General features: G+C 44.7%; 32 protein-coding genes. 26 read left to right on the top strand and 6 right to left on the bottom strand.

Going from position 1 to position 23344, the window contains the following annotated elements; genetic code table 11:
- Window positions 1–10: 10 nt before the first annotated feature.
- The 21 genes from rpsC (at window position 11) to rplQ (ending at window position 10294) form a co-directional block, all read left to right on the top strand.
- Entirely contained in the window at window positions 11–709 is a 699-nt protein-coding gene (gene rpsC, locus RH40_RS17080; protein ID WP_004745879.1) for a 30S ribosomal protein S3, read from the top strand.
- A gap of 11 nt (window positions 710–720) precedes the next feature.
- Complete coding sequence (gene rplP / locus RH40_RS17075; protein WP_004410459.1) at window positions 721–1131, top strand: 50S ribosomal protein L16; 411 nt, start codon at window positions 721–723, stop codon at window positions 1129–1131.
- Window positions 1131–1322 (top strand): 50S ribosomal protein L29, encoded by a 192-nt coding sequence (gene rpmC, locus RH40_RS17070; RefSeq protein ID WP_004410456.1) that lies wholly within the window; start codon window positions 1131–1133, stop codon window positions 1320–1322. Before rplP ends, rpmC begins: the two co-directional genes overlap by 1 nt.
- The gene (gene rpsQ / locus RH40_RS17065; RefSeq protein WP_009602920.1) at window positions 1322–1576 is read left to right on the top strand and encodes a 30S ribosomal protein S17; all 255 of its coding nucleotides are present in this window, start codon (window positions 1322–1324) and stop codon (window positions 1574–1576) included. Before rpmC ends, rpsQ begins: the two co-directional genes overlap by 1 nt.
- A 165-nt stretch (window positions 1577–1741) precedes the next feature.
- On the top strand, window positions 1742–2113 hold the full coding sequence (gene rplN, locus RH40_RS17060; protein WP_009602919.1) for a 50S ribosomal protein L14: 372 nt from the start codon (window positions 1742–1744) through the stop codon (window positions 2111–2113).
- 12 nt (window positions 2114–2125) lie between these two features.
- Window positions 2126–2443, top strand: coding sequence for a 50S ribosomal protein L24 (rplX, locus tag RH40_RS17055; protein WP_009602918.1), 318 nt, complete (start codon window positions 2126–2128; stop codon window positions 2441–2443).
- Window positions 2444–2466: 23 nt separating this feature from the next.
- The gene (gene rplE, locus RH40_RS17050) at window positions 2467–3006 is read left to right on the top strand and encodes a 50S ribosomal protein L5 (protein WP_009602917.1); all 540 of its coding nucleotides are present in this window, start codon (window positions 2467–2469) and stop codon (window positions 3004–3006) included.
- Window positions 3007–3023: 17 nt separating this feature from the next.
- Window positions 3024–3329: a 30S ribosomal protein S14 gene (rpsN, locus tag RH40_RS17045; protein ID WP_009602916.1), complete on the top strand. Its 306-nt coding sequence runs from the start codon at window positions 3024–3026 to the stop codon at window positions 3327–3329.
- Between the two features lie 29 nt (window positions 3330–3358).
- Window positions 3359–3751 carry a 30S ribosomal protein S8 gene (gene rpsH, locus RH40_RS17040; RefSeq protein ID WP_009602915.1) on the top strand — a complete coding sequence of 131 codons (393 nt, stop codon included), beginning with the start codon at window positions 3359–3361 and terminating at the stop codon, window positions 3749–3751.
- Window positions 3752–3763: 12 nt separating this feature from the next.
- Window positions 3764–4297, top strand: coding sequence for a 50S ribosomal protein L6 (gene rplF, locus RH40_RS17035; RefSeq protein ID WP_009602914.1), 534 nt, complete (start codon window positions 3764–3766; stop codon window positions 4295–4297).
- Between the two features lie 9 nt (window positions 4298–4306).
- Window positions 4307–4660, top strand: a complete 354-nt coding sequence (gene rplR / locus RH40_RS17030) for a 50S ribosomal protein L18 (RefSeq protein WP_009602913.1) — start codon at window positions 4307–4309, stop codon at window positions 4658–4660.
- Between the two features lie 14 nt (window positions 4661–4674).
- A complete protein-coding gene (gene rpsE, locus RH40_RS17025; protein WP_004745894.1) occupies window positions 4675–5178 on the top strand; it encodes a 30S ribosomal protein S5 in 504 nt (167 codons plus the stop codon).
- Between the two features lie 7 nt (window positions 5179–5185).
- Window positions 5186–5362: a 50S ribosomal protein L30 gene (gene rpmD, locus RH40_RS17020; RefSeq protein WP_006963207.1), complete on the top strand. Its 177-nt coding sequence runs from the start codon at window positions 5186–5188 to the stop codon at window positions 5360–5362.
- A 5-nt stretch (window positions 5363–5367) separates the two neighbouring features.
- Complete coding sequence (gene rplO, locus RH40_RS17015; RefSeq protein ID WP_004410426.1) at window positions 5368–5802, top strand: 50S ribosomal protein L15; 435 nt, start codon at window positions 5368–5370, stop codon at window positions 5800–5802.
- A gap of 20 nt (window positions 5803–5822) precedes the next feature.
- Entirely contained in the window at window positions 5823–7157 is a 1335-nt protein-coding gene (gene secY, locus RH40_RS17010; RefSeq protein WP_009602912.1) for a preprotein translocase subunit SecY, read from the top strand.
- 39 nt (window positions 7158–7196) lie between these two features.
- A complete protein-coding gene (gene rpmJ / locus RH40_RS17005) occupies window positions 7197–7310 on the top strand; it encodes a 50S ribosomal protein L36 (protein WP_000868186.1) in 114 nt (37 codons plus the stop codon).
- A 147-nt stretch (window positions 7311–7457) separates the two neighbouring features.
- Window positions 7458–7814 (top strand): 30S ribosomal protein S13, encoded by a 357-nt coding sequence (gene rpsM, locus RH40_RS17000; RefSeq protein WP_009602909.1) that lies wholly within the window; start codon window positions 7458–7460, stop codon window positions 7812–7814.
- An 18-nt stretch (window positions 7815–7832) separates the two neighbouring features.
- Window positions 7833–8222 carry a 30S ribosomal protein S11 gene (gene rpsK / locus RH40_RS16995; protein ID WP_001118870.1) on the top strand — a complete coding sequence of 130 codons (390 nt, stop codon included), beginning with the start codon at window positions 7833–7835 and terminating at the stop codon, window positions 8220–8222.
- Window positions 8223–8249: 27 nt separating this feature from the next.
- Complete coding sequence (rpsD, locus tag RH40_RS16990) at window positions 8250–8870, top strand: 30S ribosomal protein S4 (protein WP_009602908.1); 621 nt, start codon at window positions 8250–8252, stop codon at window positions 8868–8870.
- 24 nt (window positions 8871–8894) lie between these two features.
- A complete protein-coding gene (locus RH40_RS16985; protein ID WP_009602907.1) occupies window positions 8895–9887 on the top strand; it encodes a DNA-directed RNA polymerase subunit alpha in 993 nt (330 codons plus the stop codon).
- Between the two features lie 26 nt (window positions 9888–9913).
- Window positions 9914–10294: a 50S ribosomal protein L17 gene (rplQ, locus tag RH40_RS16980; RefSeq protein WP_004410405.1), complete on the top strand. Its 381-nt coding sequence runs from the start codon at window positions 9914–9916 to the stop codon at window positions 10292–10294.
- 134 nt (window positions 10295–10428) lie between these two features.
- Here the strand turns inward: rplQ and bamJ are convergent, their stop codons facing one another.
- Window positions 10429–11049: a BamJ family beta-barrel-assembly machinery protein gene (gene bamJ, locus RH40_RS16975; RefSeq protein ID WP_009602906.1), complete on the bottom strand. Its 621-nt coding sequence runs from the start codon at window positions 11047–11049 to the stop codon at window positions 10429–10431.
- Between the two features lie 234 nt (window positions 11050–11283).
- Between bamJ and RH40_RS16970 the strand changes: the two genes are divergently transcribed.
- A complete protein-coding gene (locus RH40_RS16970) occupies window positions 11284–11853 on the top strand; it encodes a LysM-like peptidoglycan-binding domain-containing protein (RefSeq protein WP_039954895.1) in 570 nt (189 codons plus the stop codon).
- On the opposite strand, the gene RH40_RS16965 is transcribed toward RH40_RS16970, so the two are convergent.
- The 5 genes from RH40_RS16965 to RH40_RS16945 form a co-directional block, all read right to left on the bottom strand.
- Window positions 11796–12704 carry a DMT family transporter gene (locus RH40_RS16965; protein ID WP_009602904.1) on the bottom strand — a complete coding sequence of 303 codons (909 nt, stop codon included), beginning with the start codon at window positions 12702–12704 and terminating at the stop codon, window positions 11796–11798. The genes RH40_RS16970 and RH40_RS16965 overlap by 58 nt on opposite strands.
- A 2-nt stretch (window positions 12705–12706) precedes the next feature.
- A complete protein-coding gene (locus tag RH40_RS16960; RefSeq protein ID WP_009602902.1) occupies window positions 12707–13159 on the bottom strand; it encodes a GNAT family N-acetyltransferase in 453 nt (150 codons plus the stop codon).
- Between the two features lie 68 nt (window positions 13160–13227).
- Window positions 13228–13788: a Crp/Fnr family transcriptional regulator gene (locus tag RH40_RS16955; protein WP_009602901.1), complete on the bottom strand. Its 561-nt coding sequence runs from the start codon at window positions 13786–13788 to the stop codon at window positions 13228–13230.
- A 223-nt stretch (window positions 13789–14011) separates the two neighbouring features.
- Window positions 14012–15910, bottom strand: a complete 1899-nt coding sequence (locus RH40_RS16950) for a bifunctional 2',3'-cyclic-nucleotide 2'-phosphodiesterase/3'-nucleotidase (RefSeq protein ID WP_009602900.1) — start codon at window positions 15908–15910, stop codon at window positions 14012–14014.
- Window positions 15911–16111: 201 nt separating this feature from the next.
- On the bottom strand, window positions 16112–18073 hold the full coding sequence (locus RH40_RS16945) for a bifunctional 2',3'-cyclic-nucleotide 2'-phosphodiesterase/3'-nucleotidase (protein WP_009602899.1): 1962 nt from the start codon (window positions 18071–18073) through the stop codon (window positions 16112–16114).
- Between the two features lie 257 nt (window positions 18074–18330).
- Here RH40_RS16945 and cobA point away from each other — a divergent pair, with 257 nt between their 5' ends.
- The 4 genes from cobA to RH40_RS16925 are packed head-to-tail and all read left to right on the top strand — an operon-like array spanning window position 18331 to window position 23342.
- Window positions 18331–19194 carry a uroporphyrinogen-III C-methyltransferase gene (gene cobA, locus RH40_RS16940; protein WP_009602898.1) on the top strand — a complete coding sequence of 288 codons (864 nt, stop codon included), beginning with the start codon at window positions 18331–18333 and terminating at the stop codon, window positions 19192–19194.
- Window positions 19157–20146, top strand: coding sequence for a sulfate adenylyltransferase subunit CysD (cysD, locus tag RH40_RS16935; RefSeq protein ID WP_081455028.1), 990 nt, complete (start codon window positions 19157–19159; stop codon window positions 20144–20146). The genes cobA and cysD overlap by 38 nt, the downstream gene beginning before the upstream one ends.
- Before the next feature lie 21 nt (window positions 20147–20167).
- On the top strand, window positions 20168–21595 hold the full coding sequence (gene cysN, locus RH40_RS16930) for a sulfate adenylyltransferase subunit CysN (protein ID WP_009602896.1): 1428 nt from the start codon (window positions 20168–20170) through the stop codon (window positions 21593–21595).
- Between the two features lie 22 nt (window positions 21596–21617).
- Complete coding sequence (locus RH40_RS16925; protein ID WP_009602895.1) at window positions 21618–23342, top strand: SLC13 family permease; 1725 nt, start codon at window positions 21618–21620, stop codon at window positions 23340–23342.
- Window positions 23343–23344 lie beyond the last annotated feature (2 nt).

Genomic DNA, 23344 nt, shown 5'->3' with positions numbered 1-23344 from the left:
AGAGTAAGCAATGGGTCAAAAAGTACATCCTAATGGTATTCGTCTAGGCATCGTTAAGCCTTGGAATGCTACATGGTTTGCTAATACCAAAGATTTCGCTGACAACCTAGACGGCGACTTCAAGGTACGTCAGTTCCTTACAAGTGAACTGAAAAAAGCATCATTATCACGTATCGTTATCGAGCGTCCTGCTAAGAGCATCCGTGTGACTATTCACACTGCTCGTCCAGGCGTTGTTATCGGTAAGAAAGGTGAAGACGTAGAAAAACTACGCACAGCTGTAGCTAAAATTGCAGGTGTACCAGCGCAAATTAACATCGCTGAAGTACGTAAGCCTGAGTTAGATGCACAGCTTGTTGGTGATAGCATCGCGTCTCAGCTAGAGCGTCGTGTTATGTTCCGTCGTGCTATGAAGCGCGCGGTACAAAATGCAATGCGTCTAGGTGCTAAGGGTATCAAAGTAGAAGTAAGTGGTCGTCTAGGCGGCGCTGAAATTGCACGTTCAGAGTGGTACCGTGAAGGTCGTGTACCTCTACACACTCTACGTGCTGACATTGATTACGCAACTTCTTCGGCTCACACTCAATACGGTGTGATCGGCATTAAAGTTTGGATCTTCAAAGGTGAGATTCTAGGCGGTATGCCAGCAGCTAATGCTGTAGAGCCTAAAGGCGATAAGCCTAAGAAGCAGCGCAAAGGCCGTAAGTAAGGAGTCGACAGATGCTACAACCTAAACGTACTAAGTTCCGTAAGGTTCAGACAGGTCGTAACCGTGGTCTAGCTAAAGGTACTGATGTAAGCTTCGGCGAATTCGGTCTTAAAGCTACTGGCCGTGGTCGTCTAACTGCTCGTCAAATCGAAGCGGCACGTCGTGCGATGACACGTCACGTTAAGCGTCAAGGTAAAATCTGGATCCGTGTGTTCCCAGATAAGCCTATCACAGAAAAGCCACTTGAAGTTCGTCAGGGTAAGGGTAAAGGTAACGTTGAGTACTGGGTAGCCCAAATCCAACCTGGAAAGGTAATGTACGAAATGGGTGGTGTACCTGAAGAATTGGCTCGTGAAGCGTTCCGTCTAGCGGCTCGTAAACTGCCATTCAAAACTACATTTGTAACTAAGCAGGTGATGTGATGAAAGCACAAGATCTACGCGAGAAAAGCGTTGAAGAGCTTAACGCTGAGCTATTGAATTTGCTACGTGAACAGTTCAACTTGCGTATGCAAGCTGCAACTGGTCAGCTTCAGCAAACTCATACTCTGAAAGCTGTGCGCCGTGATATCGCACGTGTGAAAACTGTTTTGACTGAGAAGGCAGGCGCATAATGAGCGAAGTAAAACGTACTCAACAAGGTCGTGTTGTTAGCGACAAGATGGATAAGTCTATCGTTGTTGCTATCGAACGCATGGTGAAACACCCAATTTACGGTAAATACGTAAAGCGTACGACTAAAGTACACGCACATGACGAGAACAACGATTGTGGCCTAGGCGACAAAGTTGAAATCGCAGAGTGTCGTCCACTGTCTAAGACTAAGTCTTGGACTTTGGTGAAAGTTCTGGAAAAAGCGAAGATTTAATCTTTCTAATTCTATGAACAAAAACGGCCCCAAAAATAAATTTTGGGGCCGTTTATTTTTTGACTACCCAATTATAAAAAAGGGTGGTACAATTCGCGTCCCTTTTAAAGAGGCAGCCCGACCCGTGAGGGTCTAGTTTTTTTATATATTTAGCGGAGCACTAACATGATCCAAATGCAAAGTATGCTTGACGCAGCTGATAACTCAGGCGCTCGCAGCGTAATGTGTATTAAGGTTCTGGGTGGCTCTCACCGCCGTTATGCACATATCGGTGACATCATCAAGATTACGGTTAAGGAAGCAATTCCTCGCGGTAAAGTTAAAAAAGGTGATGTACTGAAGGCGGTGGTAGTTCGCACCCGTAAAGGCGTACGTCGTCCAGACGGTTCTGTCATTCGCTTCGACCGTAATGCTTGCGTATTGTTAAATGACAACACTGAGCAACCAATCGGTACACGTATCTTTGGTCCTGTGACTCGTGAACTTCGTGGCGATAAGTTCATGAAGATCGTTTCACTGGCTCCAGAAGTTCTGTAAGGAGCACGTAAGATGGCAGCTAAAATCCGTCGTAATGACGAAGTAATCGTTCTTGCTGGTAAAGACAAAGGCAAGAAAGGTAAAGTAACTAAGGTTCTAGCAACTGGTAAAGTTATCGTTGAAGGTATCAACTTAGTTAAAAAACACCAAAAACCAGTTCCAGCTCTAGGCACCCAAGGTGGTATCGTTGAGCAGGAAGCGGCAATTGATGTTTCTAACGTTGCAGTTTTCAACGCAGCTACTGGTAAAGCTGACCGTATCGGTTTCCGTTTCGAAGATGGTAAGAAAGTTCGTTTCTTTAAGTCTAACAACGAAATCGTTTCTAACTAATAGAAGTAATTTGGAGTTCTACTATGGCGAAACTGCATGATTACTACAAGTCGTCTGTAGTCGCTGAACTTACCAAAGAGTTCAGCTACACAAGCGTCATGCAAGTCCCTAGAATCGAGAAAATCACCCTAAATATGGGTGTTGGTGAAGCAATCAACGATAAGAAACTGCTAGAAAACGCAGCAGCTGACATGGCGATCATTTCTGGTCAAAAGCCACTTGTCACTAAAGCGCGTAAATCTGTTGCAGGTTTCAAAATCCGTGAAGGCTACCCTATCGGTTGTAAAGTAACCTTGCGTGGCGAACGTATGTGGGATTTTCTTGAGCGTTTAATTAACATCGCTCTTCCACGTGTACGTGACTTCCGTGGCGTTAGCGCTAAGTCTTTTGACGGACGCGGTAACTACAGCATGGGCGTTCGCGAGCAAATCATCTTCCCGGAAATCGACTTTGATAAAGTTGATAGAGTACGCGGTCTAGACATCACTATTACGACGTCTGCTGGTACTGATGAGGAAGGCCGTGCTCTGCTGGCTGCCTTTAACTTCCCATTCCGTAAGTAAGGTGAAGGGTTACTGTTATGGCTAAAAATTCAATGAAAGCACGTGAAGTAAAGCGTGCGAAGCTAGTAGCTAAGTTCGCTGAAAAGCGTGCGGCGCTAAAAGCTATCATCAGCGATGTAAACGCATCAGAAGAAGATCGTTGGGACGCAGTTCTTAAATTGCAGACTCTTCCACGTGATTCAAGTGCATCACGTCAGCGCAACCGTTGTAACCAAACTGGTCGTCCACACGGTTACCTACGTAAGTTCGGTCTAAGCCGTATTAAGGTTCGTGAAGCTTGCATGAAAGGCGAGATTCCGGGTCTTCGTAAGGCTAGCTGGTAATTGCCACTTAATCATTTGGAGTAAATCATATGAGCATGCAAGATCCGATTTCGGATATGCTGACCCGCGTTCGTAACGGTCAGGCAGCAAATAAAGTTGCTGTTAAAATGCCTTCTTCAAAGCTTAAAGTTGCAATTGCTGCACTATTAAAAGCTGAAGGTTACATCACTGATTTCGCTGTTGAAGGCGAAGTTAAACCTGAGCTAGAAGTTACTCTTAAGTACTTCCAAGCTAAACCAGTAATCGAGCAACTTAAGCGAGTTTCTCGTCCAGGTCTACGCGTTTACAAGAAGAAAGATAATCTTCCTTCTGTAATGGGTGGTCTTGGGGTTGCTATTGTTTCAACTTCCAAGGGTCTCATGTCAGACCGTGCTGCACGTAAAGCAGGTCTTGGTGGTGAAATCATCTGCTACGTAGCGTAATAGGAGTAGAATATGTCTCGTGTTGCTAAAGCACCTGTCGCTATTCCAGCTGGCGTAGAGGTGAAACTAAACGGCCAAGAAATCACTGTAAAAGGTGCTAAAGGCGAACTATCACGCGTTCTTAACGATGCGGTAGTTGTAGCTCAGGAAGAAAGCAATCTAACTTTCGGTCCACGCGACGGTGTTGTTAATGCATGGGCTCAAGCAGGTACTGCTCGTGCTCTAGTAAACAACATGGTTGTGGGTGTTACTGAAGGCTTTACGAAGAAGCTAACTCTAAAAGGTGTTGGTTACCGTGCTGCTATTAAAGGCAACGCTGTAGGCCTAACATTAGGCTTCTCTCACCCAGTTGAGCATGAATTGCCAGCGGGTATTAAAGCTGAATGTCCAAGCCAAACTGAAATCGTGATCTCTGGTTGTGATAAGCAATTAGTTGGTCAGGTTGCGGCTGACATTCGTTCTTACCGTGAGCCTGAGCCTTATAAAGGTAAAGGTGTTCGTTACGCAGATGAAAATGAGCGTACTAAAGAAGCTAAGAAGAAGTAAGGTAACACTATGGATAAGAAAGCATCTCGCATCCGTCGTGCTACACGTGCACGTCGTAAGATTGCAGAACTGGGTGCAACTCGCCTAGTAGTACACCGTACTCCTCGTCACGTGTACGCTCAGGTTATTGCAGCGAACGGCTCTGAGGTTATCGCAGCAGCTTCTACTGTAGAAAAAGCGATCCGTGAGCAAGTTAAGAACACTGGTAACATCGATGCAGCAAAAGCAGTAGGTAAAGCTATTGCAGAGCGTTCGCTTGAAAAAGGCGTTGACTCAGTTGCATTTGATCGTTCTGGTTTCCAATACCACGGTCGAGTGGCGGCGCTAGCAGATTCTGCTCGCGAAGCTGGTCTGAAATTCTAAGGTAGGGTTGGAAGATGGCTAAAGAACAACAAGTTCAAGCGAATGATTTGCAAGAAAAGCTAATCGCAGTTAACCGTGTATCAAAAACGGTTAAAGGTGGTCGAATCATGAGCTTTACTGCACTAACAGTTGTTGGTGACGGTAACGGTCGCGTAGGTTTCGGTTACGGCAAAGCCCGTGAAGTACCTGCAGCGATTCAAAAAGCAATGGAAAAAGCACGTCGTAACATGACTACGATCGCGCTTAACGAAGGCACTCTTCACCACCCAGTGAAAGGTCGCCATTCGGGCTCTAAAGTTTACATGCAGCCTGCTGCAGAAGGTACGGGTGTTATCGCCGGTGGTGCGATGCGTGCAGTACTAGAAGTTGCTGGCGTACACAACGTACTATCTAAAGCATACGGTTCTACGAACCCTATCAACATCGTTCGTGCTACGATCGATGCGCTAGGTAGCATGAAGTCGCCAGAAATGGTTGCTGCTAAACGTGGTCTAACTGTTGAATCTATTTCGGAGTAAGAACACAATGGCAACTATTAAAGTAACTCAAACTAAAAGCTCAATTGGTCGTCTACCTAAGCACAAAGCGTGTTTGAAAGGTTTGGGCCTTCGTAAAATCAACCACACTGTAGAACTTGAAGATACTCCGTGCGTGCGCGGCATGATCAATAAAGTTTTCTACATGGTTAAAGTTGAGGAGTAATCATAATGCGTTTGAATACTCTATCACCGGCTGCAGGTGCTAAGACTACTGCTAAACGCGTAGGTCGCGGTATCGGCTCTGGCCTGGGTAAAACAGGTGGCCGTGGTCACAAAGGTCAAAAATCACGTTCTGGCGGCAGTGTTCGTCCAGGTTTTGAAGGTGGTCAAATGCCTTTGAAACAACGTTTACCAAAATTCGGCTTCACTTCTCGTAAGAGCCTAGTGTCTGCTGAAGTTCGTCTAGCTGAGCTAGCGAAGGTAACTGGTGACGTGGTTGATCTAAACAGTCTTAAAGCTGCAAACGTAATCACTAAGAACATTGAATTTGTAAAAGTTGTTCTATCTGGTGAAATTAACAAAGCAGTGACTGTTAAAGGTCTACGTGTGACTAAAGGCGCTAAAGCTGCAATCGAAGCTGCAGGCGGTAAAATCGAGGAATAATCTCGAGGAGCGAGGTACAGATGGCTAAGAAACCAGGACAAGATTTTCGTAGTGCTCAGAGCGGCTTAAGTGAGCTAAAGTCGCGCTTATTATTCGTAATTGGTGCACTTTTAGTATTCCGAGCAGGCTCTTTCGTGCCGATTCCTGGTGTTGACGCTGCTGTGCTTGCCGACTTGTTCGATCAGCAGGCGGGTACCATCGTAGACATGTTCAACATGTTTTCTGGTGGTGCTCTTGAGCGTGCATCTATATTAGCGTTGGGCATCATGCCGTATATTTCGGCTTCCATTGTTGTCCAACTGCTAACTGTAGTCCATCCTGCGTTAGCTGAGCTCAAGAAAGAGGGTGAAGCAGGCCGTCGTAAGATAAGCCAATATACGCGTTATGGCACGCTTGTACTTGCAACACTCCAAGCTATTGGTATTGCAACAGGTCTACCAAACATGGTCGAAAATCTGGTCGTTATCGATCAAACCATGTTTACACTTATTGCTACCGTAAGTTTAGTAACCGGTACCATGTTCCTGATGTGGTTAGGTGAACAAATTACAGAGCGTGGAATTGGTAATGGTATTTCACTACTGATTTTTGCAGGTATTGTTGCTGGGTTGCCTTCGGCAATCGGTCAAACAATCGATCAAGCGAAACGAGGTGATTTGCATGTACTTCTTCTGTTGTTGATTGCTGTATTGTCTTTTGCAGTTATCTACTTCGTTGTTTTCATGGAGCGTGGTCAACGTAGAATCGTTGTTAACTACGCAAAGCGTCAACAAGGTCGTAAGGTATTTGCTGCACAAAGCACTCATTTGCCATTGAAAATAAATATGGCAGGTGTAATTCCAGCAATCTTTGCATCAAGCATTATACTGTTCCCAGGAACATTGGCACAGTGGTTCGGTCAAGGTGGCCAGAGCAGCGCGTTTGGTTGGTTAACTGACGTGTCATTGGCTCTTAGCCCAGGTCAACCTCTGTATGTAATGCTATATGCGGCAGCGATTATTTTCTTCTGTTTCTTCTATACGGCGTTGGTTTTCAACCCAAGAGAGACAGCGGATAACTTGAAGAAGTCTGGTGCATTTGTACCCGGTATCCGCCCAGGTGAGCAGACAGCTAAATACATTGATAAAGTAATGACTCGTTTAACCTTAGCCGGTGCGTTATACATTACATTTATCTGTCTGATTCCGGAGTTTATGATGGCCGCGTGGAACGTTCGTTTCTACTTTGGCGGAACATCACTGCTTATCGTAGTGGTTGTTATCATGGACTTTATGGCACAGGTACAGACTCATCTGATGTCTCAACAGTATGATTCTGTGTTAAAGAAAGCGAATCTGAAAGGCTATGGCCGATAACTCGGCACTAGTACTCAGATTTTATTACGGAGTTTAGCAATGAAAGTTCGTGCTTCCGTTAAAAAAATCTGCCGTAACTGTAAAGTTATCAAGCGTAACGGTGTCGTTCGCGTGATTTGCAGTGAGCCAAAGCACAAGCAGCGCCAAGGCTAATAAGCAGAAATTTTTACTTGAAATATAAGGTAGTGTTGAGTATATTGCTCGGCCTACCTTTTGCGTGCAAAAGAAGTAGTATCCCGCAGCGTATCCGAAACGGGCTTTGCTGCGGCTAATTCTTTTATGAAACACTAGGAGTGAATAATGGCCCGTATTGCAGGCATTAACATTCCTGATCAAAAACATGCTGTAATCGCACTAACTGCGATCTACGGTATCGGTAAAACTCGTTCTCAAGCTATTCTAGCTGAAGTGGGTATTGCTGAAAGTGTTAAGATCAGTGAACTAACTGAAGAGCAGATCGATCAACTGCGTGATGGTGTAGCTAAATACACTGTAGAAGGTGATCTACGTCGTGAAGTATCCATGAACATCAAGCGTCTAATGGACCTTGGATGTTACCGTGGTCTTCGTCATCGTCGCAGTCTACCACTACGTGGACAGCGTACTAAAACCAACGCTCGCACCCGTAAGGGTCCGCGTAAGCCGATCAAGAAATAATCGGGAAGGTAGAGTACAATGGCTAAACAACCAACTCGCGCTCGTAAGCGCGTACGCAAGCAAGTTGCAGATGGCGTTGCGCACATCCATGCTTCTTTCAACAACACAATCGTTACCATCACTGACCGTCAAGGTAATGCATTAGCTTGGGCTACTGCAGGTGGTTCAGGTTTCCGTGGCTCTCGTAAGTCTACACCGTTCGCTGCACAGGTTGCTGCTGAGCGTTGCGCTGAAATGGCTAAAGAGTACGGTCTAAAGAACTTGGAAGTTATGGTTAAGGGTCCAGGTCCAGGTCGTGAATCTACTGTTCGCGCACTGAACGCTGCTGGTTTCCGCATTACGAACATCGTTGATGCGACACCAATCCCTCATAACGGTTGTCGTCCACCTAAGAAACGTCGCGTATAACGTTTCTAGGATAATTGGAGAAAGATCATGGCAAGATATTTGGGTCCTAAGCTGAAGCTTAGCCGTCGCGAAGGTACTGACTTATTCCTTAAGTCTGGTGTACGCGCGATCGATACCAAGTGTAAAATTGATAACGCACCAGGTGTACACGGCGCTCGTCGCGGTCGTCTATCTGAGTATGGCGTTCAGCTTCGTGAGAAGCAAAAAGTTCGTCGTATGTACGGCGTTCTAGAAAAACAATTCCATAACTACTACAAAGAAGCTGCTCGTCTAAAAGGCAACACTGGTGAAAACCTACTTCAACTTCTTGAAGGTCGTCTTGATAACGTAGTTTACCGCATGGGCTTTGGTGCAACTCGCGCAGAAGCACGTCAGCTAGTTAGTCACAAAGCTATCCTAGTTAACGGTAAAGTTGTAAACGTTCCTTCTTTCAAAGTAGCGGCAAATGATGTTGTTTCTATTCGCGAGAAAGCTAAACAGCAGTCTCGTATCAAAGCGGCTCTAGAAGTTGCTGAACAACGTGAAAAACCAACTTGGATTGAAGTAGATGGTAGTAAGATGGAAGCTACGTTCAAGCGTTTGCCTGAGCGTTCAGATCTATCTGCTGACATCAACGAACAATTGATCGTCGAGCTTTACTCTAAGTAAGGTTTAAACTAAAGAGAGGACACAATGCAGGGTTCTGTAACAGAATTTCTTAAGCCACGTCTTGTTGACATTGAACAAGTTAGCACGACTCACGCAAAAGTAACTCTTGAGCCATTAGAGCGTGGTTTTGGCCATACTCTTGGTAATGCGCTTCGACGTATTCTTCTATCTTCTATGCCAGGTTGTGCTGTGACAGAAGTAGAAATCGAAGGCGTACTTCATGAGTACAGTACTAAAGAAGGTGTTCAAGAAGATATTCTTGAAGTCCTACTTAACCTTAAAGGTCTAGCTGTACGCGTTGCCGAAGGCAAAGATGAAGTGTTCATCACGTTGAACAAATCAGGCTCGGGCCCTGTGGTTGCAGGTGACATCACCCATGATGGTGATGTAGAGATCGCTAACCCTGAACACGTTATTTGTCACCTAACGGATGACAATGCTGAGATTGCAATGCGCATCAAAGTAGAACGTGGTCGTGGTTATGTTCCAGCTTCGGCGCGTATCCATACTGAAGAAGATGAGCGTCCTATTGGTCGCCTACTGGTAGACGCTACTTACAGCCCAGTAGACAAGATTGCTTACTCAGTTGAAGCAGCTCGTGTAGAGCAGCGTACTGACTTAGACAAACTTGTCATCGATATGGAAACAAACGGTACTCTTGACCCTGAGGAAGCTATCCGTCGTGCAGCAACAATTCTTGCTGAGCAATTGGATGCGTTCGTAGATCTCCGTGATGTACGTGTACCTGAGGAGAAGGAAGAGAAGCCAGAATTCGATCCAATCCTACTGCGTCCTGTAGACGATCTTGAACTAACAGTTCGCTCTGCTAACTGTCTAAAAGCAGAAGCGATTCACTACATCGGTGATCTTGTACAGCGTACTGAGGTTGAGCTACTTAAAACGCCTAACCTTGGTAAAAAATCTCTTACAGAGATCAAAGACGTACTTGCATCACGTGGTCTATCTCTAGGTATGCGCCTAGAAAATTGGCCACCAGCGTCTATCGCTGAAGATTAATCGATAATAGTTAGAAGGATTAGGTCATGCGCCATCGTAAGAGTGGTCGTCAACTCAACCGCAACAGCTCACATCGTAAAGCGATGTTCAGCAACATGGCTAGCTCTCTTGTACGTCATGAAGTCATCAAGACTACATTGCCAAAAGCAAAAGAGCTACGTCGCGTAGTTGAGCCTTTGATTACACTAGCTAAGACTGACAGCGTTGCTAACCGTCGTCTAGCATTTGCACGTACTCGTGACAACGAAGTAGTTGCAAAACTATTTAACGAACTAGGTCCACGTTTTGCTGCTCGTCAGGGCGGTTACACTCGTATCCTAAAAGCTGGTTTCCGTACTGGTGATAAAGCTCCAATGGCTTACATTGAGCTTGTAGATCGCCCAGCTGCTGAAGAAGCTGCTGAGTAATCAGGTTCGAAATGAAAAAAAGCCGAGCTTATGCTCGGCTTTTTTTATGCTGATATTTTGCCAAATTCTAAGTTTTTGGAAAGTTAACGGCAATTATAAAAAAGCAGCGCTAGCGCTGCTTTTATTGAATTGGATTACAGGATATCGAGTAATTCAACTTCAAAGACAAGTGCTGCATAAGGAGGGATCGCTGCACCAGCACCACGCTCACCATATGCAAGGTCTTGAGGAATGTAGAGCTTCCATTTAGAACCAACAGGCATAAGCTGCAGTGCTTCAACCCAACCTTTAATAACGCCCGTTACTGGGAATTCAGCAGGCTGACCACGTGATACAGAACTATCAAAAACTGTACCGTCGGTTAACTCACCATGGTAGTGAACGCGGACTTGGCTTTCCGCAGTTGGGATCTCACCAGTACCGGCATTAAGGATCTCATACTGAAGACCAGACTCAAGTACTGTGATCTCTGAGCGAAGTGCATTATCTTTTAAGAATGCTTCTCCGTCCGCGGCTGCAACTTTTGCTGCTTCTTGACGTACTTCTTCAGCACGAGAGTGCATTTGTTGTAGTGCTTCGTTGATTTGATCAATCTCGATTTGTGGTTGCTCGCCAACGAGTGCTGTAGCGATACCAGCAGCAATAGATTCAACGTTTAACCCTTCAAGACCAGAACCAGCAAGTTGTTGGCCCATTTGTAGACCGATACCGTAGCTTGCCTTTTGTTCCACAGTTTCAAATTTAGCTTCAGACATGATGTCTCTCTTTGTGTAGTGTTTAGAACAGATAAGGATACCAGCATTCATGTTGCGATCAAATGCTGCTTTGACGATCAAGTGTATCAGAACACTTTGTGAGATAGCGATCTAAGTTTAATAATATTTTATTGAATTTTAGCATGCTTCTTACTCTCTCCACACGAAACCACTGTACTCAGCGCAAACGGGTTTTTATACTTGCAGTTAAGTGGTGTGGGGAGTACTAATGCGATGAATCGCAGAAAAAGAAAAAAGCAGCAAAACCCAGTTTCGAGCGACGTCGTTTTGGAAATGGTCAAACAAATTGACTGGCAGGCTCTCAAAGAACAAAGTATTAGCTATTGGCATGTTTTGCCCCAACTTCACCGTCGTGGAATATTAATCATTACTATCGTTCTCATCATTTTGTTATTCATTCCTTCATCAGAGAAAGAGGAAAACAACAATGTGAAGTCAGAACCCGAACGTGTCTCTATCGATATTAATACACGCAGTTTGAGTGAGCAAAAAAGTGAGAAGCAGGATCCTATACTTTTAGCAGCCTGGCATGAATATACGGTTCAAAGTGGCGATACGTTGGCCCAAGTCTTTCGTAGCAATGGTTTACCTATGTCAGACCTAAACGCTTTAGTCAAAGTTGAAGGCCAAGATAAACCCCTAAGCCATATTAAGAAAGGTCAACTGGTTCGCTATAAGCTTAAGAAAGATGGTAGTGTGGATATTCTCCAGTTAGAGAAAAAAGATCAGTCAGTGATGTTTTTTCGTTTATCCAACGGCGGCTTTGGACGCAGTAAACCGTAAAAATTACTGCGTTTGATAATGGCTCTCCATGGCAACAGTGGCGCAACAATCATCAAAATCCCTATGAGGGTGAGCACACTCGGTATTTCGCTAAATAAGCTTATTCCGAGTATCACTACAAAAACTAACCCAGAGTTTTCTGCCAATGCAATTTGGTTTGCTGGCGCTTTTCGGTAGGCTATGACTGCCAACCCATTATACATAAGTATTAAACCAGCACTGATTAGGATTAAAGCAACTTGATACCAAGTGATTTCTTGCCATGACAGAAAAGCCAGTATTGCTGATACTGGTAACGAAAGTACTGATGTCCAAAATAAGGTGCTGATGGTGGTTTGACGTTTAGGGAGACGCCGAGCTGTAAGGTTGAATAGTGCCAAAGTGATACTGGTGCCTAAGGCAAAGAAAGCTGCCCAATGAAATTCATCAGGTCTGAGAACGACTAAGACCCCGATAAAGCCGAATCCTGTTGCCAATATCGTTTTAATATGGGGCATTTCTCCAAGTAATAATACGGACAAAGGTAACATCAATAGAGGTGCTGCATAAAAGACCGCATTAGCGGTTGCGAGCGTCAAATGACTAATAGCAACCACCATACATCCACTGCCAATAATGATAAGATGCGCGCGAAAAGTGTTCAACGCCACTTTTTCGAGTGGGCGCAGGCTGGAAGGTTGGAACCACCAGAGTGGAAAAATAACCAGTGTCGATAGCAGTTGACGAATAAACACATATTGAAACGTGGCAATCTCACCCCCAACCAGTTTTACCGCTACATCAGAGAGGGATGCAAGCAAGTTTCCAGCAACGAGAAGCAAGATTGCAGCATAAGTGGGGCTAAAATTCATGATTATTTGCTCAGCTTCATGTCGACATGGGGAATGTCATCTTCAAGATACATCTCAGATGTTTGGATGAAACCGTGTCGCTGATAAAAGGGTGTAAGGTGCTGCTGAGCACCAATTTCAATCGAGATGCCCGGCCATAAATTTTCACAATGGATTATCGCTTGTTGCATCAACTGATGTCCAAGTCCTGTTGCTCGGTATTCTTTGTGTGTAGCAACTCTACCGATACTCACAGAATCAAAACTTATCCCAGCTGGCAGCAAACGTGCATTGGCAACAAGTTGATTGTCTGCGTAGCCAAGTAAGTGGTAGACACCATCTTGATGATCTTTGTCATCCAGCTCTGGATAGGGGCAAGTCTGCTCGACAACGAAGATGTTGACTCGTAGCTTGAGTAATTGATAGAGCTCTTTTGTTGTGAGCTCAGCAAAGGTTTTTAATTGCCATGTGATCATAATTAAACAACTTTATCTAAGGTGAATGACAATCTATCAAGCCAAACAAGTGTCAGCATTAACAATTGTTAATTTTGGCTACGTTTCTTGATTCGGCTGAGACTAATGGGGGTTATACCCAAATAAGCGGCAATCTGATAATCATTGAGGCGCTCCAAAAGTTCAGGATAGTGCTGACAAAAGAGATCATAGCGTTGCTCAGGAGAGTAAAGCAGCATGAAGCGTTCTTTATTCTCTTTGTGCATCAATTGGCGCTCAATTAACTTCAAATAGATGTCGCGTTTTTGTATACGCCATTCTCGTAGTATTTCAATCGGTAAGGTAAGTATTGAACAGGGAGTGAGTGATTCGAGCATATAAGGTGAGGGCCTTTGGTTAATCAGGCTTTCAAAACCAATGATCCACTCTTGGTGCCAATAAAATTCTTTACTGAATTCTTTGCCATTTTCCGTCAGGTAAGCAGAGTGGCATAAGCCTTGGTTGAGGAAAAAAATATGTTGTGCGACTTCGCCTTGCTTGAGTAATACATGCCTTGTTGGTAATTCTAATAGTTGAGTTACTTCGAGTAGTTGTTGGATCTCTGGTTCAGTAAAGCCACTCTCCACCAATTGTCGGTTAAAGTCTTCCATCTTTAGGTTCGCTGAGTTAATTCTTTGTGCCTATCTTAACTCAGTATACCTAGGTGACTTCAAGGTGTGGGATCAAGAACAGAGTCACAGGTTCGAGTTGAATGACAATCAATGAGTACTCACTTTAAAGTTGATTTAACGATGAAATGCCTGTGCTGACCTGAACCAAAAGAACTTATGTTGCTCGATCACCGAGGTTGTTACTCGGCTATCGAGCTTAATTTCACAGATTATGGATTAGCTGGATTCGATACTCATTCCACTCTTTTTCTTCGCTCTCTAATAAGGTCATTGGATAGTGGCTGTGGCGCTGAATAAATTCAGTTGCCAGCTTATTTTTGGGAGCTCGAAATCGAATGTCGAGAGGGTGTTTTGACTCAATGGGCTTTAATGACCAGTTGTTATCTACCGAGAAGTGGATGCTACCTTTGCTGGCATTGAGGCGCTGCATGTAGTCAGCGACAATGAGGCGATTATCATAGGGGCTGTCAATAACCACGGCGTTTTTGCCTGTGCCAGGGAAGTTGCCGCCATAGGCGCGATAGTTATTGGTTGCAAGAAGATACCATTGATTGCGCTCTAGAGGTTTTCCTTTGAAATGGGCATTGACGATTCGCTCTGCTGTCGGGTTGATAAGCTGACATTGTGCGTTATATCTTGCAGGCTGACTCACATCAATTTGGTAGTTAATGCCATCGATAATATCAAAATGATAGGCTGGGAACTGTGGTTGGTTGGTGAGTGTTTGTGGCTGATGGCTTTCGGCGTCAATTTGCTCAAAAAAACTGGCCGAGCATTCTAGCCACTCTTTGATGTTTTGACTGTTAATTTTTAATACCACTAATTTATTGTCGTATGGGTAGAGCTGCAGTGCTTGATTGAGATCTATCTCACCAGCGTTTAAGTAAAAAAATTGGTTAGTGCTCTGCTTTGATTGAAAGGGAGAGCTTGCAGAGAGAATCGGTAATCCGGCAAAGTCAGGGTCGCTATTCGTGACTTGTTTGACGTAGTGTTTTTGCGCTGTGTTGACGATTTGTACATTAGGCTCATCTTGAACAAATGACAATACATTAGACAGTTCCCCATCTAGTGTCGCTATGTGTTGGTTGAGATCTAGGCCTGACTTATGTGTTATGTCCTGATTGAGTTTTTCGTCAAATACTGCACTTAAGCGTGCTTGATTGTGGGTAACTTGCCACTGCTGCGATTGCTTTTCGATGACTAAATCGATGACACCAAGATAATGGCCGAAGCGCCCTGGCATAATCACAGGGACTCCATTCATAGTGCCTTTATTTTTGTCTATTCCTTGGGTGGTAGCAAAAGTATTAGCAGGAAAAAGCGTGTGTGAATGACCAAACACCACTGCATCAATACCCTTGATATCAGTCAGTTGATAAAGTGCACTTTCCTTACTTAGGTTGAAAGGGTCGACGGAAATGTAGTGGGGGATAGCAATAATAATATCCGCGCCTTCTTGCTTCATTTTGGGAACCAAGGCCTGAGCTGCTTCGAGCGTTTGTTGATTGACCACTTTTCCTTGCAAGCTTTGTTGGCTCCAGTCCATTATTTTTTCTGGAAGAAAGCCGATATAACCAATCTTAATTTGCTGCGGATTTCCCTCGTTGTCCGTCACTGTATGAGTTTTAATATGGTAGGGCTTAAAGAGATAATCCTTGGTTTTAATATCGAGTAAGTTAGCGTTTACATACTGATGGCTTACTGTAGAAACAGCTTTTTTCAAAGCATCTAAGCCATATTTGAACTCATGGCTACCAACATTACCGACATCATAGTTGAGGGCTAAAATCTGCTGGCTAAAATTTGGGGCAAGCCCTTTTTTGACTAAATAACTGCCGATGGGGCTGTTTTGAAATAAGGCACTGTTATCGATGAGTAAGCTATTTTTAGCCTGAGAACGAGCCTGTTTAACTCTATTAATTAATTGTCTGTTTGCCATTTGTGGGGAGATCAACTTAGAGTTGGCGCTACTCGACGGGCTCATATGTAGGTCGGTTGTCTCTATAATGCGCAGCTCGACAGTATTTGCCAACACCGTATGCGACATGATGGCTGACAGGATTAAGCTCACCACAGAGGTGTGAATTATGAGTCCATTCATAAACGTTCCCATTAAGATTACAGCATAAATAATCGCTTAATCTAGCAAAGAAGGATGCAACAAATAATGCGCCTATATGCATACTGTGATGTTGCTCAGTTTTGAGTCAGGACTTGGCTTTAGGATCTGATCGTAATAACAACAGTTTATTGAGATGATAAGAGAAGTTAGGTCACGACTTCGTCGTGACCTAGTGTTAGATTATTGTTGCAGATCAATTTTATAAACTGCAAAGCCGACATCATCGGTCGCAACGCGTTTCATTGGGTATTGACCTTTACGTTCTATAAAATCATTTGCGGCCTGGCTTGGAGAGGTTTCAAAGCGTATATCGAGTCGAGTTTTTGACTCGATTGGTGCGAATGACCAGTTGTTGTCTGCCGTCGGAACTACTTGGCCGTCCCGTTGACTGACTCTACTGATGTAGTCGGCGATGATCGAACGGTTTTCATTGGGTGAGTCAAAGGCAATAAACTCAGCACCAGTGCCGGGAAACTTATTGCTGTAGGCTCGGTAGTTGTTCGATGCCACTAAGAAGTTTTGTTTAAGATCGATCGGTTTGCCTTGATAACTGAGACCTGTGATACGTTGTGCATTTGGGTTAATTATCTGACAGTCACTGTCGTATTTTGCAGGTTGAGAGACGTCAATTTGATAGTTTACGCCATCAATAATATCGAAGTTGTAGGTTCTAAAACCGTCCCAGTTGATCAGTTGTTGTGGCTTGGGCTGATGAAGGTCAATTTGGTTAAATTGGCCTGCAGTGCATTCAAGCCACTCTTTGACTTGCGCTCCTGATATCTTTAAGGCAACAAGCGTATTGGGGTAAAGGTAAAGGTCGGCGGCATTACGGAATGTGAGCTGACCGGCTTCAACCTGAGTGAAGTTAGTCGGGTCGTTCTTGCGTCCACCGGCTTTGAAGGGAGCAGCGGCTGATAGGACGGGGAGATCAGATAAATCAGGGTCGCCTTGAATATAGCGCTCGACGTAATCCCTTTGCGCTAAGTTAACAATTTGCACTGTAGGGTCATCCTGAACTAAGGCTAAAAAGCTATACATGACATCGCTGGCTTTTCCGAGCGGTTGGTTGACAAAATCAAGTGTTGCTTGATGATCTGAGGCAAGTGCTTTATGAATATTAGGGTCAGCAGCAGCAAGTGAGGTCTGCTTTTTCTTATCATAGATAGGGCGAGCTTTCGCCTGACCGTTTACAACTTGCCATTTACCCTCTTTTTCTTCAAGCACAAGGTCAATGACTCCAATGTGACTGCCCCAACGGCCCGGCATAACCGCTGCCACATCATTTATTGTGCCCTTCTGGTTATCGACACCTTGGATATTATCAAATCCTTTTCCGGGAAAAACCGCGTGAGAGTGTCCAAAGGCGATCGCATCAATGCCTTGGACATCGGCGAGGTAGTAAGTGGAGTTTTCAGCGCCAAGTCGATATGGATCAGAGGAAATACCAGAATGAGGAATCGCGATAATCACATCCGCACCCTCTTTTTTCATCTGTGGGACTAACGCTTGCGCAGATTCTTTGATGTCTTGGGTGAAAACTTTGCCTGTCAGGTTTTTCTTATCCCAAATCATAATTTGAGGTGGAACAAAACCAATATAACCGACTTTAATGTTGTGCGTTTTACCCTTGGTATCTTTGAAGCTGTGGTCTTTTATGATGTAGGGCTTGAAGTAATGTTTACCGGTTTGTTTATCAAAAACATTGGCACTAATGTAAGGAAAATTGGCATCATTAAGAGATTCTTTTAAAAAATCCAAGCCATAATTAAACTCATGGTTTCCTATGTTACCGACATCATAATTCAGTTGATTCATAGCTTTATAGACCGGATGGACTTGGCCAGCTTTGATGCCTTTGGCTGCCATATAATCGCCCATAGGACTTCCCTGAATAAGATCCCCATTATCTACTAAGACGCTGTTCTCTACTTCCGCGCGAGCCTGTTTGACTAAGGTGGCCGTGCGAGCTAATCCTATTTTGAGAGATGGCTTACCTTTGTAGTAGTCGTAATCCATGACATTTGCGTGGATATCGGTGGTTTCGATGACTCTTAGGTTAATGGTGTCGGCCATCACTGAAGAGGTAAAACCAAACAAACTACCAAAAAGAGCTAAAGACAGTGGGGAAAGACGATGCTTCATGATTGCGATCCGGTGCTATTGATATTGTCGCGCATAATGTAACAAAGGCAGTCTTTACCCGGATTTTGTCGATTCGCAATGTGTGATATTGAGCATTTTATTTTTATTTAAACTGTCAATATGGTGAGGCTCAGCCCAAATAAGAAGAGAAATCGATGTAACCCATATTTCCAATTGGCATAAAAAAGATAATTTTAGAATTTCAGGTAATATAAAGTTAACGCCATAATGCTTCTATCAATGATAAGGATGATGTTATGGCGAGCATGGATACGGTTTCTCAATTCCCTCTTAGCAAGCACTATCAGAAAGAGAGTGCTTTGGCTGACTTTAACAGTATAGGCCAGAGTATGCTGGGGTACGGTGAAGTGGCATTGGTCGGCGCAGGGCCGGGTGATGTGGAGTTGTTGACACTAAAAGCCATGCGCTTTCTTCAGCAAGCTGATGTGGTGCTTTACGACTACCTTGTTTCAGATGAGATTTTGGCCTTGATTCCAGACAACACCATATTGGTTTGTGTCGGGAAACGAGCAGGCCATCATAGTGTGCCACAAGAAAAAACCAACCAACTCTTGCTCGACTTTGCCAAACAGGGTTATCGAGTACTGCGGATTAAAGGTGGCGATCCTTTTATTTTCGGTCGTGGCGGAGAAGAGCTTGAAGTTCTTGCCAATGAGGGGATCTCTTTTCATGTAGTACCCGGCATTACGGCTGCAGCTGGTGCGACGGCCTATGCAGGTATTCCCCTTACGCACCGGGATTATGCCCAGTCTGCTTTGTTTATTACCGGGCATTTAAAAGCCGATCAAGACGTGATGGACTGGGCGACATTGGCACGCAGTCAGCAAACCTTGGTGATTTACATGGGTTTGATGAAATCAGAATACATCCAGCAGCAGCTTATCAAACACAAACGCGACTCTAATACTCCGGTTGCCATTATTGAGCGCGGTACTCACGCTAATCAGCGAGTACTTAAAGGCCGGCTCAATCAACTGTCACAGATGGCTCAAAACGCACAGTCGCCTTCACTTATTGTGGTCGGTGAGGTGGTGGCACTAGCTGATAAGCTGGCTTGGTTTAATGTTCCACCAAAATCCGCCATTCGTCGCCGCGCGTAACTTTTTACTCCATATCTATTCGTCGATTAAGGAAGCAACTGACATGGATCAACAACGTTTAACCCACTTACAGCAACTTGAAGCTGAGAGTATTCACATTATCCGCGAGGTTGCTGCCGAGTTCGATAATCCAGTAATGATGTATTCAATTGGCAAAGACTCTTCTGTGATGCTTCATTTGGCGCGCAAGGCTTTTTACCCCGGTAAGATCCCTTTTCCTCTTTTGCACGTTGATACCGATTGGAAGTTCAAGGATATGATTGCCTTTCGTGATCGTATGGCTAAAAAGTATGACTTTGAGCTGTTGGTACATAAGAACCCTGAAGGTCTTGCGATGGGCTGCAGCCCTTTTACTCATGGTTCATCAAAACATACCGATATTATGAAAACCCAAGGATTAAAGCAGGCACTCAACAAGTATGGATTTGATGCTGCCTTTGGCGGTGCACGGCGGGATGAAGAAAAATCCCGTGCCAAAGAAAGGGTATATTCGTTTCGCGATAAGCATCATACCTGGGATCCGAAAAATCAGCGCCCAGAGCTATGGCATACCTATAACGGCCAAATCAATAAAGGCGAAAGCATTCGCGTATTCCCACTCTCCAATTGGACAGAGCTTGATATCTGGCAATACATCTACCTAGAGCAGATTGAAATAGTGCCTTTGTACCTCGCCGATACCCGCCCGGTTGTTGAGCGTGATGGCATGCTAATAATGGTCGATGACGCAAGAATGGAGCTTGCTGAAGGTGAAAAAGTTGAGCACAAAAGTGTGCGCTTTCGGACCTTGGGTTGTTATCCACTTACGGGCGCCATTGAATCAAAGGCGAATACTTTGACGGGCATTATTGAAGAAATGCTGGTGGCAACGTCCAGCGAACGTCAAGGCAGGGCGATCGACCACGATCAGTCAGGATCGATGGAGCTTAAAAAGCGCCAAGGTTATTTCTAACTAGGGATCTAAGGAAAGCAAATGAACAACGCAGTAGAAACTCAGCTCAGTGAGTTAGGGATCGAAGGTTACCTTACTCAGCATCAACATAAATCACTTCTTAGATTTCTCACCTGTGGTTCCGTTGATGATGGCAAAAGTACCTTGATAGGACGCCTGCTTCATGACTCGAAACAGATCTATGAAGATCAGTTAGCTGCGGTACACAATGACAGTCAGCGAGTGGGGACGACGGGAGAAAAGCCAGATTTAGCCTTGCTGGTCGATGGCTTGCAAGCTGAGCGAGAGCAAGGGATCACCATTGATGTTGCCTATCGTTATTTTTCAACTCAAAAGCGTAAATTTATCATTGCTGATACCCCAGGACATGAGCAATACACCCGCAACATGGCAACGGGCGCGTCGACCTGCGATCTGGCAGTGATCTTAATTGATGCGCGTAAGGGCATCTTAGATCAAACGCGTCGTCACTCTTTTATTGCTGATTTACTTGGTATCAAACATTTTGTCGTTGCGATCAACAAAATGGATCTGGTTGACTATGCCCAGTCTCGCTTTGACGAAATACGCAATGAATACATTGCGTTTGCCCAGCATTTAGGCAGCAACAAGAGTATAGAGATTTTACCTTTGTCGGCACTTGAGGGTGATAATGTTGTTGAGACAAGTACAAACATGGCTTGGTATCGAGGGCCTTCATTGCTGGATGTGCTAGAGACGGTCAATATCGAGTGTGAGTCAAATCAAGGTGAATTTCGATTCCCTGTCCAGTACGTTAATAGGCCGCATCTTGATTTTCGTGGCTTTTCTGGAACCTTGTCTACTGGACAGGTTCACGTAGGGCAAGCGGTGAAAGTGCTGCCTTCTGGTCAGGTATCGACCATCAAAAGTATTGTGACGTTTGACGGTGAGTTAAGTACAGCACAAGCAGGTCAAGCCGTTACACTCACGCTACAAGATGAAATTGATGTTAGCCGCGGTGATTTGATTGTTCCGCAAAGCAGTGAAATGAGCGCTTCACAGCACCTGATCGCCGACGTGGTTTGGATGACGGAACAGCCTCTAGAGCGCGGAAAGGAATACGATATTAAACTGGCAGGCAAGCGTGTTCTTGGCAGGGTCGATAGCATCCATTATCAATACAACATCAATAACTTATCTATTTTAGATGCTGATGAACTCCCACTCAATGGTATTGGGTTTTGTGAATGGACATTTACAGAGCCCGTAGCCTGTGACTCTTATGGAGAATGCCAAGATACTGGTGGGTTTATCATTATTGATCGTTTAACCAACGTTACAGTCGGTGCGGCTATGGTGCGTGAGAAACTCGAGTTTGAAGCGGATAATAAACCTGATATCTCTCAATTTGAAATCGAGTTGAATGCGCTGGTTCGTAAGCACTTTCCGCATTGGCAGGCTAACGACCTTAGTCAGTGGATAAAATAGTGATTAGAGTGAGCACAAGGATATGTGGCAACAAAGCTTTGTTCTGGCGCTGCTGATTGGGATTGTGTTGTGCCTTATTGCAACCAAAATCAAGCCAAGCTACGTATTTGCAGCGATGGCCTCGATTGCTTTTTTGAGTGGCATTATTGAACTCAAAGATGTTGTGACCAACTTTACCAATGCTTCTCTTTTAACTTTGGTGATGTTGATTTTGGCGTCGGCAGCGCTAGAAAAAACTCGCTTGATCAGTTGGGTTAGCCGCTGTTTATCAAGCGGGAGATTGGGAGCCGTTGTCGCCAAGCTGGGCTTGTCGACAGCACTGCTTTCTTCTTTTACCAACAACACTGCGGTTGTGGTGTCTCTGATCGGGGCGGTGAAGCGTAATCAACAACACGCCCCATCCAAGCTATTGATCCCTTTGTCTTACACCGCGATCTTAGGTGGTACGCTGACTTTGATCGGAACCTCAACCAACTTGATCATTAATAGCTTTGTCGAAGATGCAGGGTTACCGAGTTTAGGCTTTTTTGCTCCGACTATGATCGGTGTGTCTGTACTCATTGGTGGCCTGTTGATCTTAATCCCCTTAAGTTACTGGCTGCCGAGCTATGATGATCATAGCGATGAAGATTTACCCTATTTTTTGGAAGCCAGAGTACTAGCCGGATCGCCTTTGATCGGGCGCAGCATCAGTGAGAATAAATTACGAGCGCTTAGAAAACTGTTTCTTGCTGAAGTGGTAAGGGGGAAGCAGACAATCGCGTCCGTACAGCCTGATTTTGTCTTGCAAGCGGGCGATCGGCTGTTGTTTTGCGGTGACATAGAGAGTGTTGCCACACTTCAAGAAATTGAGGGTCTATCACTGTTTGGTCAGCCTCATCTCAATGGTCAACGCTTTGTTGAGGTGGTCGTGAGCTCTTCGGCCAGTATTTGTAATACCACATTAAAGCATAGCCATTTCAGAGATCGTTTCGATGCGGTGGTGGTTGCGATTCGTCGCGGCCATGAGCGGCTACAAGGCGGCCTTGGCAATATCACCCTCGCTGCAGGAGACACGCTCGTGCTTGTACCAGGAAAGCGCTTCGAGCGAGAGCGAGAGCTCAACGGAAAAGAGTTTGTGCTGGTCAATGATCTCGATTCCACAGCACGTCTCGATCGTCAAAAATCCACCTGGGTTCTCGCTGGGTTTGCCAGTGTCGTGCTTCTGGCACTGTGTGAGGTATTGCCGTTACTCAAAGGTTTGTGTGTGTTCTTATTGCTTTGTGTGTTGAGCGGCGTGGTTCAACTGAGTGAACTGAGGCGGCGTTTTCCAGTTGATATTATTGTGATTGTTGGCTCTGCTTTGTCTCTTGCGCAGTTAATGTTAACCACTGGACTTTCCTCAAGTTTAGGAACCTTGTTTATCTCGGCGTTTAATGGTTATGGCGTGTTTGGTGCTCTGGTTGCCACCTACTTATTTACCGTTATTTTGACTGAGCTTGTGACCAATAATGCCGCCGCTGCGCTCGCCTTTCCGATTGGTTATAGCATGGCGATGACTTATGGGGTTGATCCTATGCCCTTTGTGATGGCCGTGTTATTTGGCGCTAGCGCCAGTTTTATTTCCCCTTACGGTTATCAGACTAACTTGCTGGTTTATAACGTGGGTAATTATAGTCTGAGTGATTATGTGCGTATGGGCATCCCGCTCTCTTTGGTTTACTCAATTTTAGTCTTGAGTTTGATCCCCCAATTTTTTCCCTTTTAACA

The sequence above is a fragment of the Vibrio caribbeanicus ATCC BAA-2122 genome, from assembly GCF_000165125.1.
Taxonomy (GTDB): domain Bacteria; phylum Pseudomonadota; class Gammaproteobacteria; order Enterobacterales; family Vibrionaceae; genus Vibrio; species Vibrio caribbeanicus.
Note: the sequence above shows the minus strand (reverse complement) of the source record. Positions and strands in the feature narration are given on the sequence as shown.

What these genes read in the sequence shown, in the direction of transcription:
- rpsC (WP_004745879.1), top strand. Translation starts at nt 11, where the DNA reads ATGGGTCAAAAAGTACATCCTAATGGTATTCGTCTAGGCATCGTTAAG.
- rplP (WP_004410459.1), top strand. Translation starts at nt 721, where the DNA reads ATGCTACAACCTAAACGTACTAAGTTCCGTAAGGTTCAGACAGGTCGT.
- rpmC (WP_004410456.1), top strand. Translation starts at nt 1,131, where the DNA reads ATGAAAGCACAAGATCTACGCGAGAAAAGCGTTGAAGAGCTTAACGCT.
- rpsQ (WP_009602920.1), top strand. Translation starts at nt 1,322, where the DNA reads ATGAGCGAAGTAAAACGTACTCAACAAGGTCGTGTTGTTAGCGACAAG.
- rplN (WP_009602919.1), top strand. Translation starts at nt 1,742, where the DNA reads ATGATCCAAATGCAAAGTATGCTTGACGCAGCTGATAACTCAGGCGCT.
- rplX (WP_009602918.1), top strand. Translation starts at nt 2,126, where the DNA reads ATGGCAGCTAAAATCCGTCGTAATGACGAAGTAATCGTTCTTGCTGGT.
- rplE (WP_009602917.1), top strand. Translation starts at nt 2,467, where the DNA reads ATGGCGAAACTGCATGATTACTACAAGTCGTCTGTAGTCGCTGAACTT.
- rpsN (WP_009602916.1), top strand. Translation starts at nt 3,024, where the DNA reads ATGGCTAAAAATTCAATGAAAGCACGTGAAGTAAAGCGTGCGAAGCTA.
- rpsH (WP_009602915.1), top strand. Translation starts at nt 3,359, where the DNA reads ATGAGCATGCAAGATCCGATTTCGGATATGCTGACCCGCGTTCGTAAC.
- rplF (WP_009602914.1), top strand. Translation starts at nt 3,764, where the DNA reads ATGTCTCGTGTTGCTAAAGCACCTGTCGCTATTCCAGCTGGCGTAGAG.
- rplR (WP_009602913.1), top strand. Translation starts at nt 4,307, where the DNA reads ATGGATAAGAAAGCATCTCGCATCCGTCGTGCTACACGTGCACGTCGT.
- rpsE (WP_004745894.1), top strand. Translation starts at nt 4,675, where the DNA reads ATGGCTAAAGAACAACAAGTTCAAGCGAATGATTTGCAAGAAAAGCTA.
- rpmD (WP_006963207.1), top strand. Translation starts at nt 5,186, where the DNA reads ATGGCAACTATTAAAGTAACTCAAACTAAAAGCTCAATTGGTCGTCTA.
- rplO (WP_004410426.1), top strand. Translation starts at nt 5,368, where the DNA reads ATGCGTTTGAATACTCTATCACCGGCTGCAGGTGCTAAGACTACTGCT.
- secY (WP_009602912.1), top strand. Translation starts at nt 5,823, where the DNA reads ATGGCTAAGAAACCAGGACAAGATTTTCGTAGTGCTCAGAGCGGCTTA.
- rpmJ (WP_000868186.1), top strand. Translation starts at nt 7,197, where the DNA reads ATGAAAGTTCGTGCTTCCGTTAAAAAAATCTGCCGTAACTGTAAAGTT.
- rpsM (WP_009602909.1), top strand. Translation starts at nt 7,458, where the DNA reads ATGGCCCGTATTGCAGGCATTAACATTCCTGATCAAAAACATGCTGTA.
- rpsK (WP_001118870.1), top strand. Translation starts at nt 7,833, where the DNA reads ATGGCTAAACAACCAACTCGCGCTCGTAAGCGCGTACGCAAGCAAGTT.
- rpsD (WP_009602908.1), top strand. Translation starts at nt 8,250, where the DNA reads ATGGCAAGATATTTGGGTCCTAAGCTGAAGCTTAGCCGTCGCGAAGGT.
- RH40_RS16985 (WP_009602907.1), top strand. Translation starts at nt 8,895, where the DNA reads ATGCAGGGTTCTGTAACAGAATTTCTTAAGCCACGTCTTGTTGACATT.
- rplQ (WP_004410405.1), top strand. Translation starts at nt 9,914, where the DNA reads ATGCGCCATCGTAAGAGTGGTCGTCAACTCAACCGCAACAGCTCACAT.
- bamJ (WP_009602906.1), bottom strand. Translation starts at nt 11,049, where the DNA reads ATGTCTGAAGCTAAATTTGAAACTGTGGAACAAAAGGCAAGCTACGGT.
- RH40_RS16970 (WP_039954895.1), top strand. Translation starts at nt 11,284, where the DNA reads ATGAATCGCAGAAAAAGAAAAAAGCAGCAAAACCCAGTTTCGAGCGAC.
- RH40_RS16965 (WP_009602904.1), bottom strand. Translation starts at nt 12,704, where the DNA reads ATGAATTTTAGCCCCACTTATGCTGCAATCTTGCTTCTCGTTGCTGGA.
- RH40_RS16960 (WP_009602902.1), bottom strand. Translation starts at nt 13,159, where the DNA reads ATGATCACATGGCAATTAAAAACCTTTGCTGAGCTCACAACAAAAGAG.
- RH40_RS16955 (WP_009602901.1), bottom strand. Translation starts at nt 13,788, where the DNA reads ATGGAAGACTTTAACCGACAATTGGTGGAGAGTGGCTTTACTGAACCA.
- RH40_RS16950 (WP_009602900.1), bottom strand. Translation starts at nt 15,910, where the DNA reads ATGAATGGACTCATAATTCACACCTCTGTGGTGAGCTTAATCCTGTCA.
- RH40_RS16945 (WP_009602899.1), bottom strand. Translation starts at nt 18,073, where the DNA reads ATGAAGCATCGTCTTTCCCCACTGTCTTTAGCTCTTTTTGGTAGTTTG.
- cobA (WP_009602898.1), top strand. Translation starts at nt 18,331, where the DNA reads ATGGCGAGCATGGATACGGTTTCTCAATTCCCTCTTAGCAAGCACTAT.
- cysD (WP_081455028.1), top strand. Translation starts at nt 19,157, where the DNA reads ATGTTCCACCAAAATCCGCCATTCGTCGCCGCGCGTAACTTTTTACTC.
- cysN (WP_009602896.1), top strand. Translation starts at nt 20,168, where the DNA reads ATGAACAACGCAGTAGAAACTCAGCTCAGTGAGTTAGGGATCGAAGGT.
- RH40_RS16925 (WP_009602895.1), top strand. Translation starts at nt 21,618, where the DNA reads ATGTGGCAACAAAGCTTTGTTCTGGCGCTGCTGATTGGGATTGTGTTG.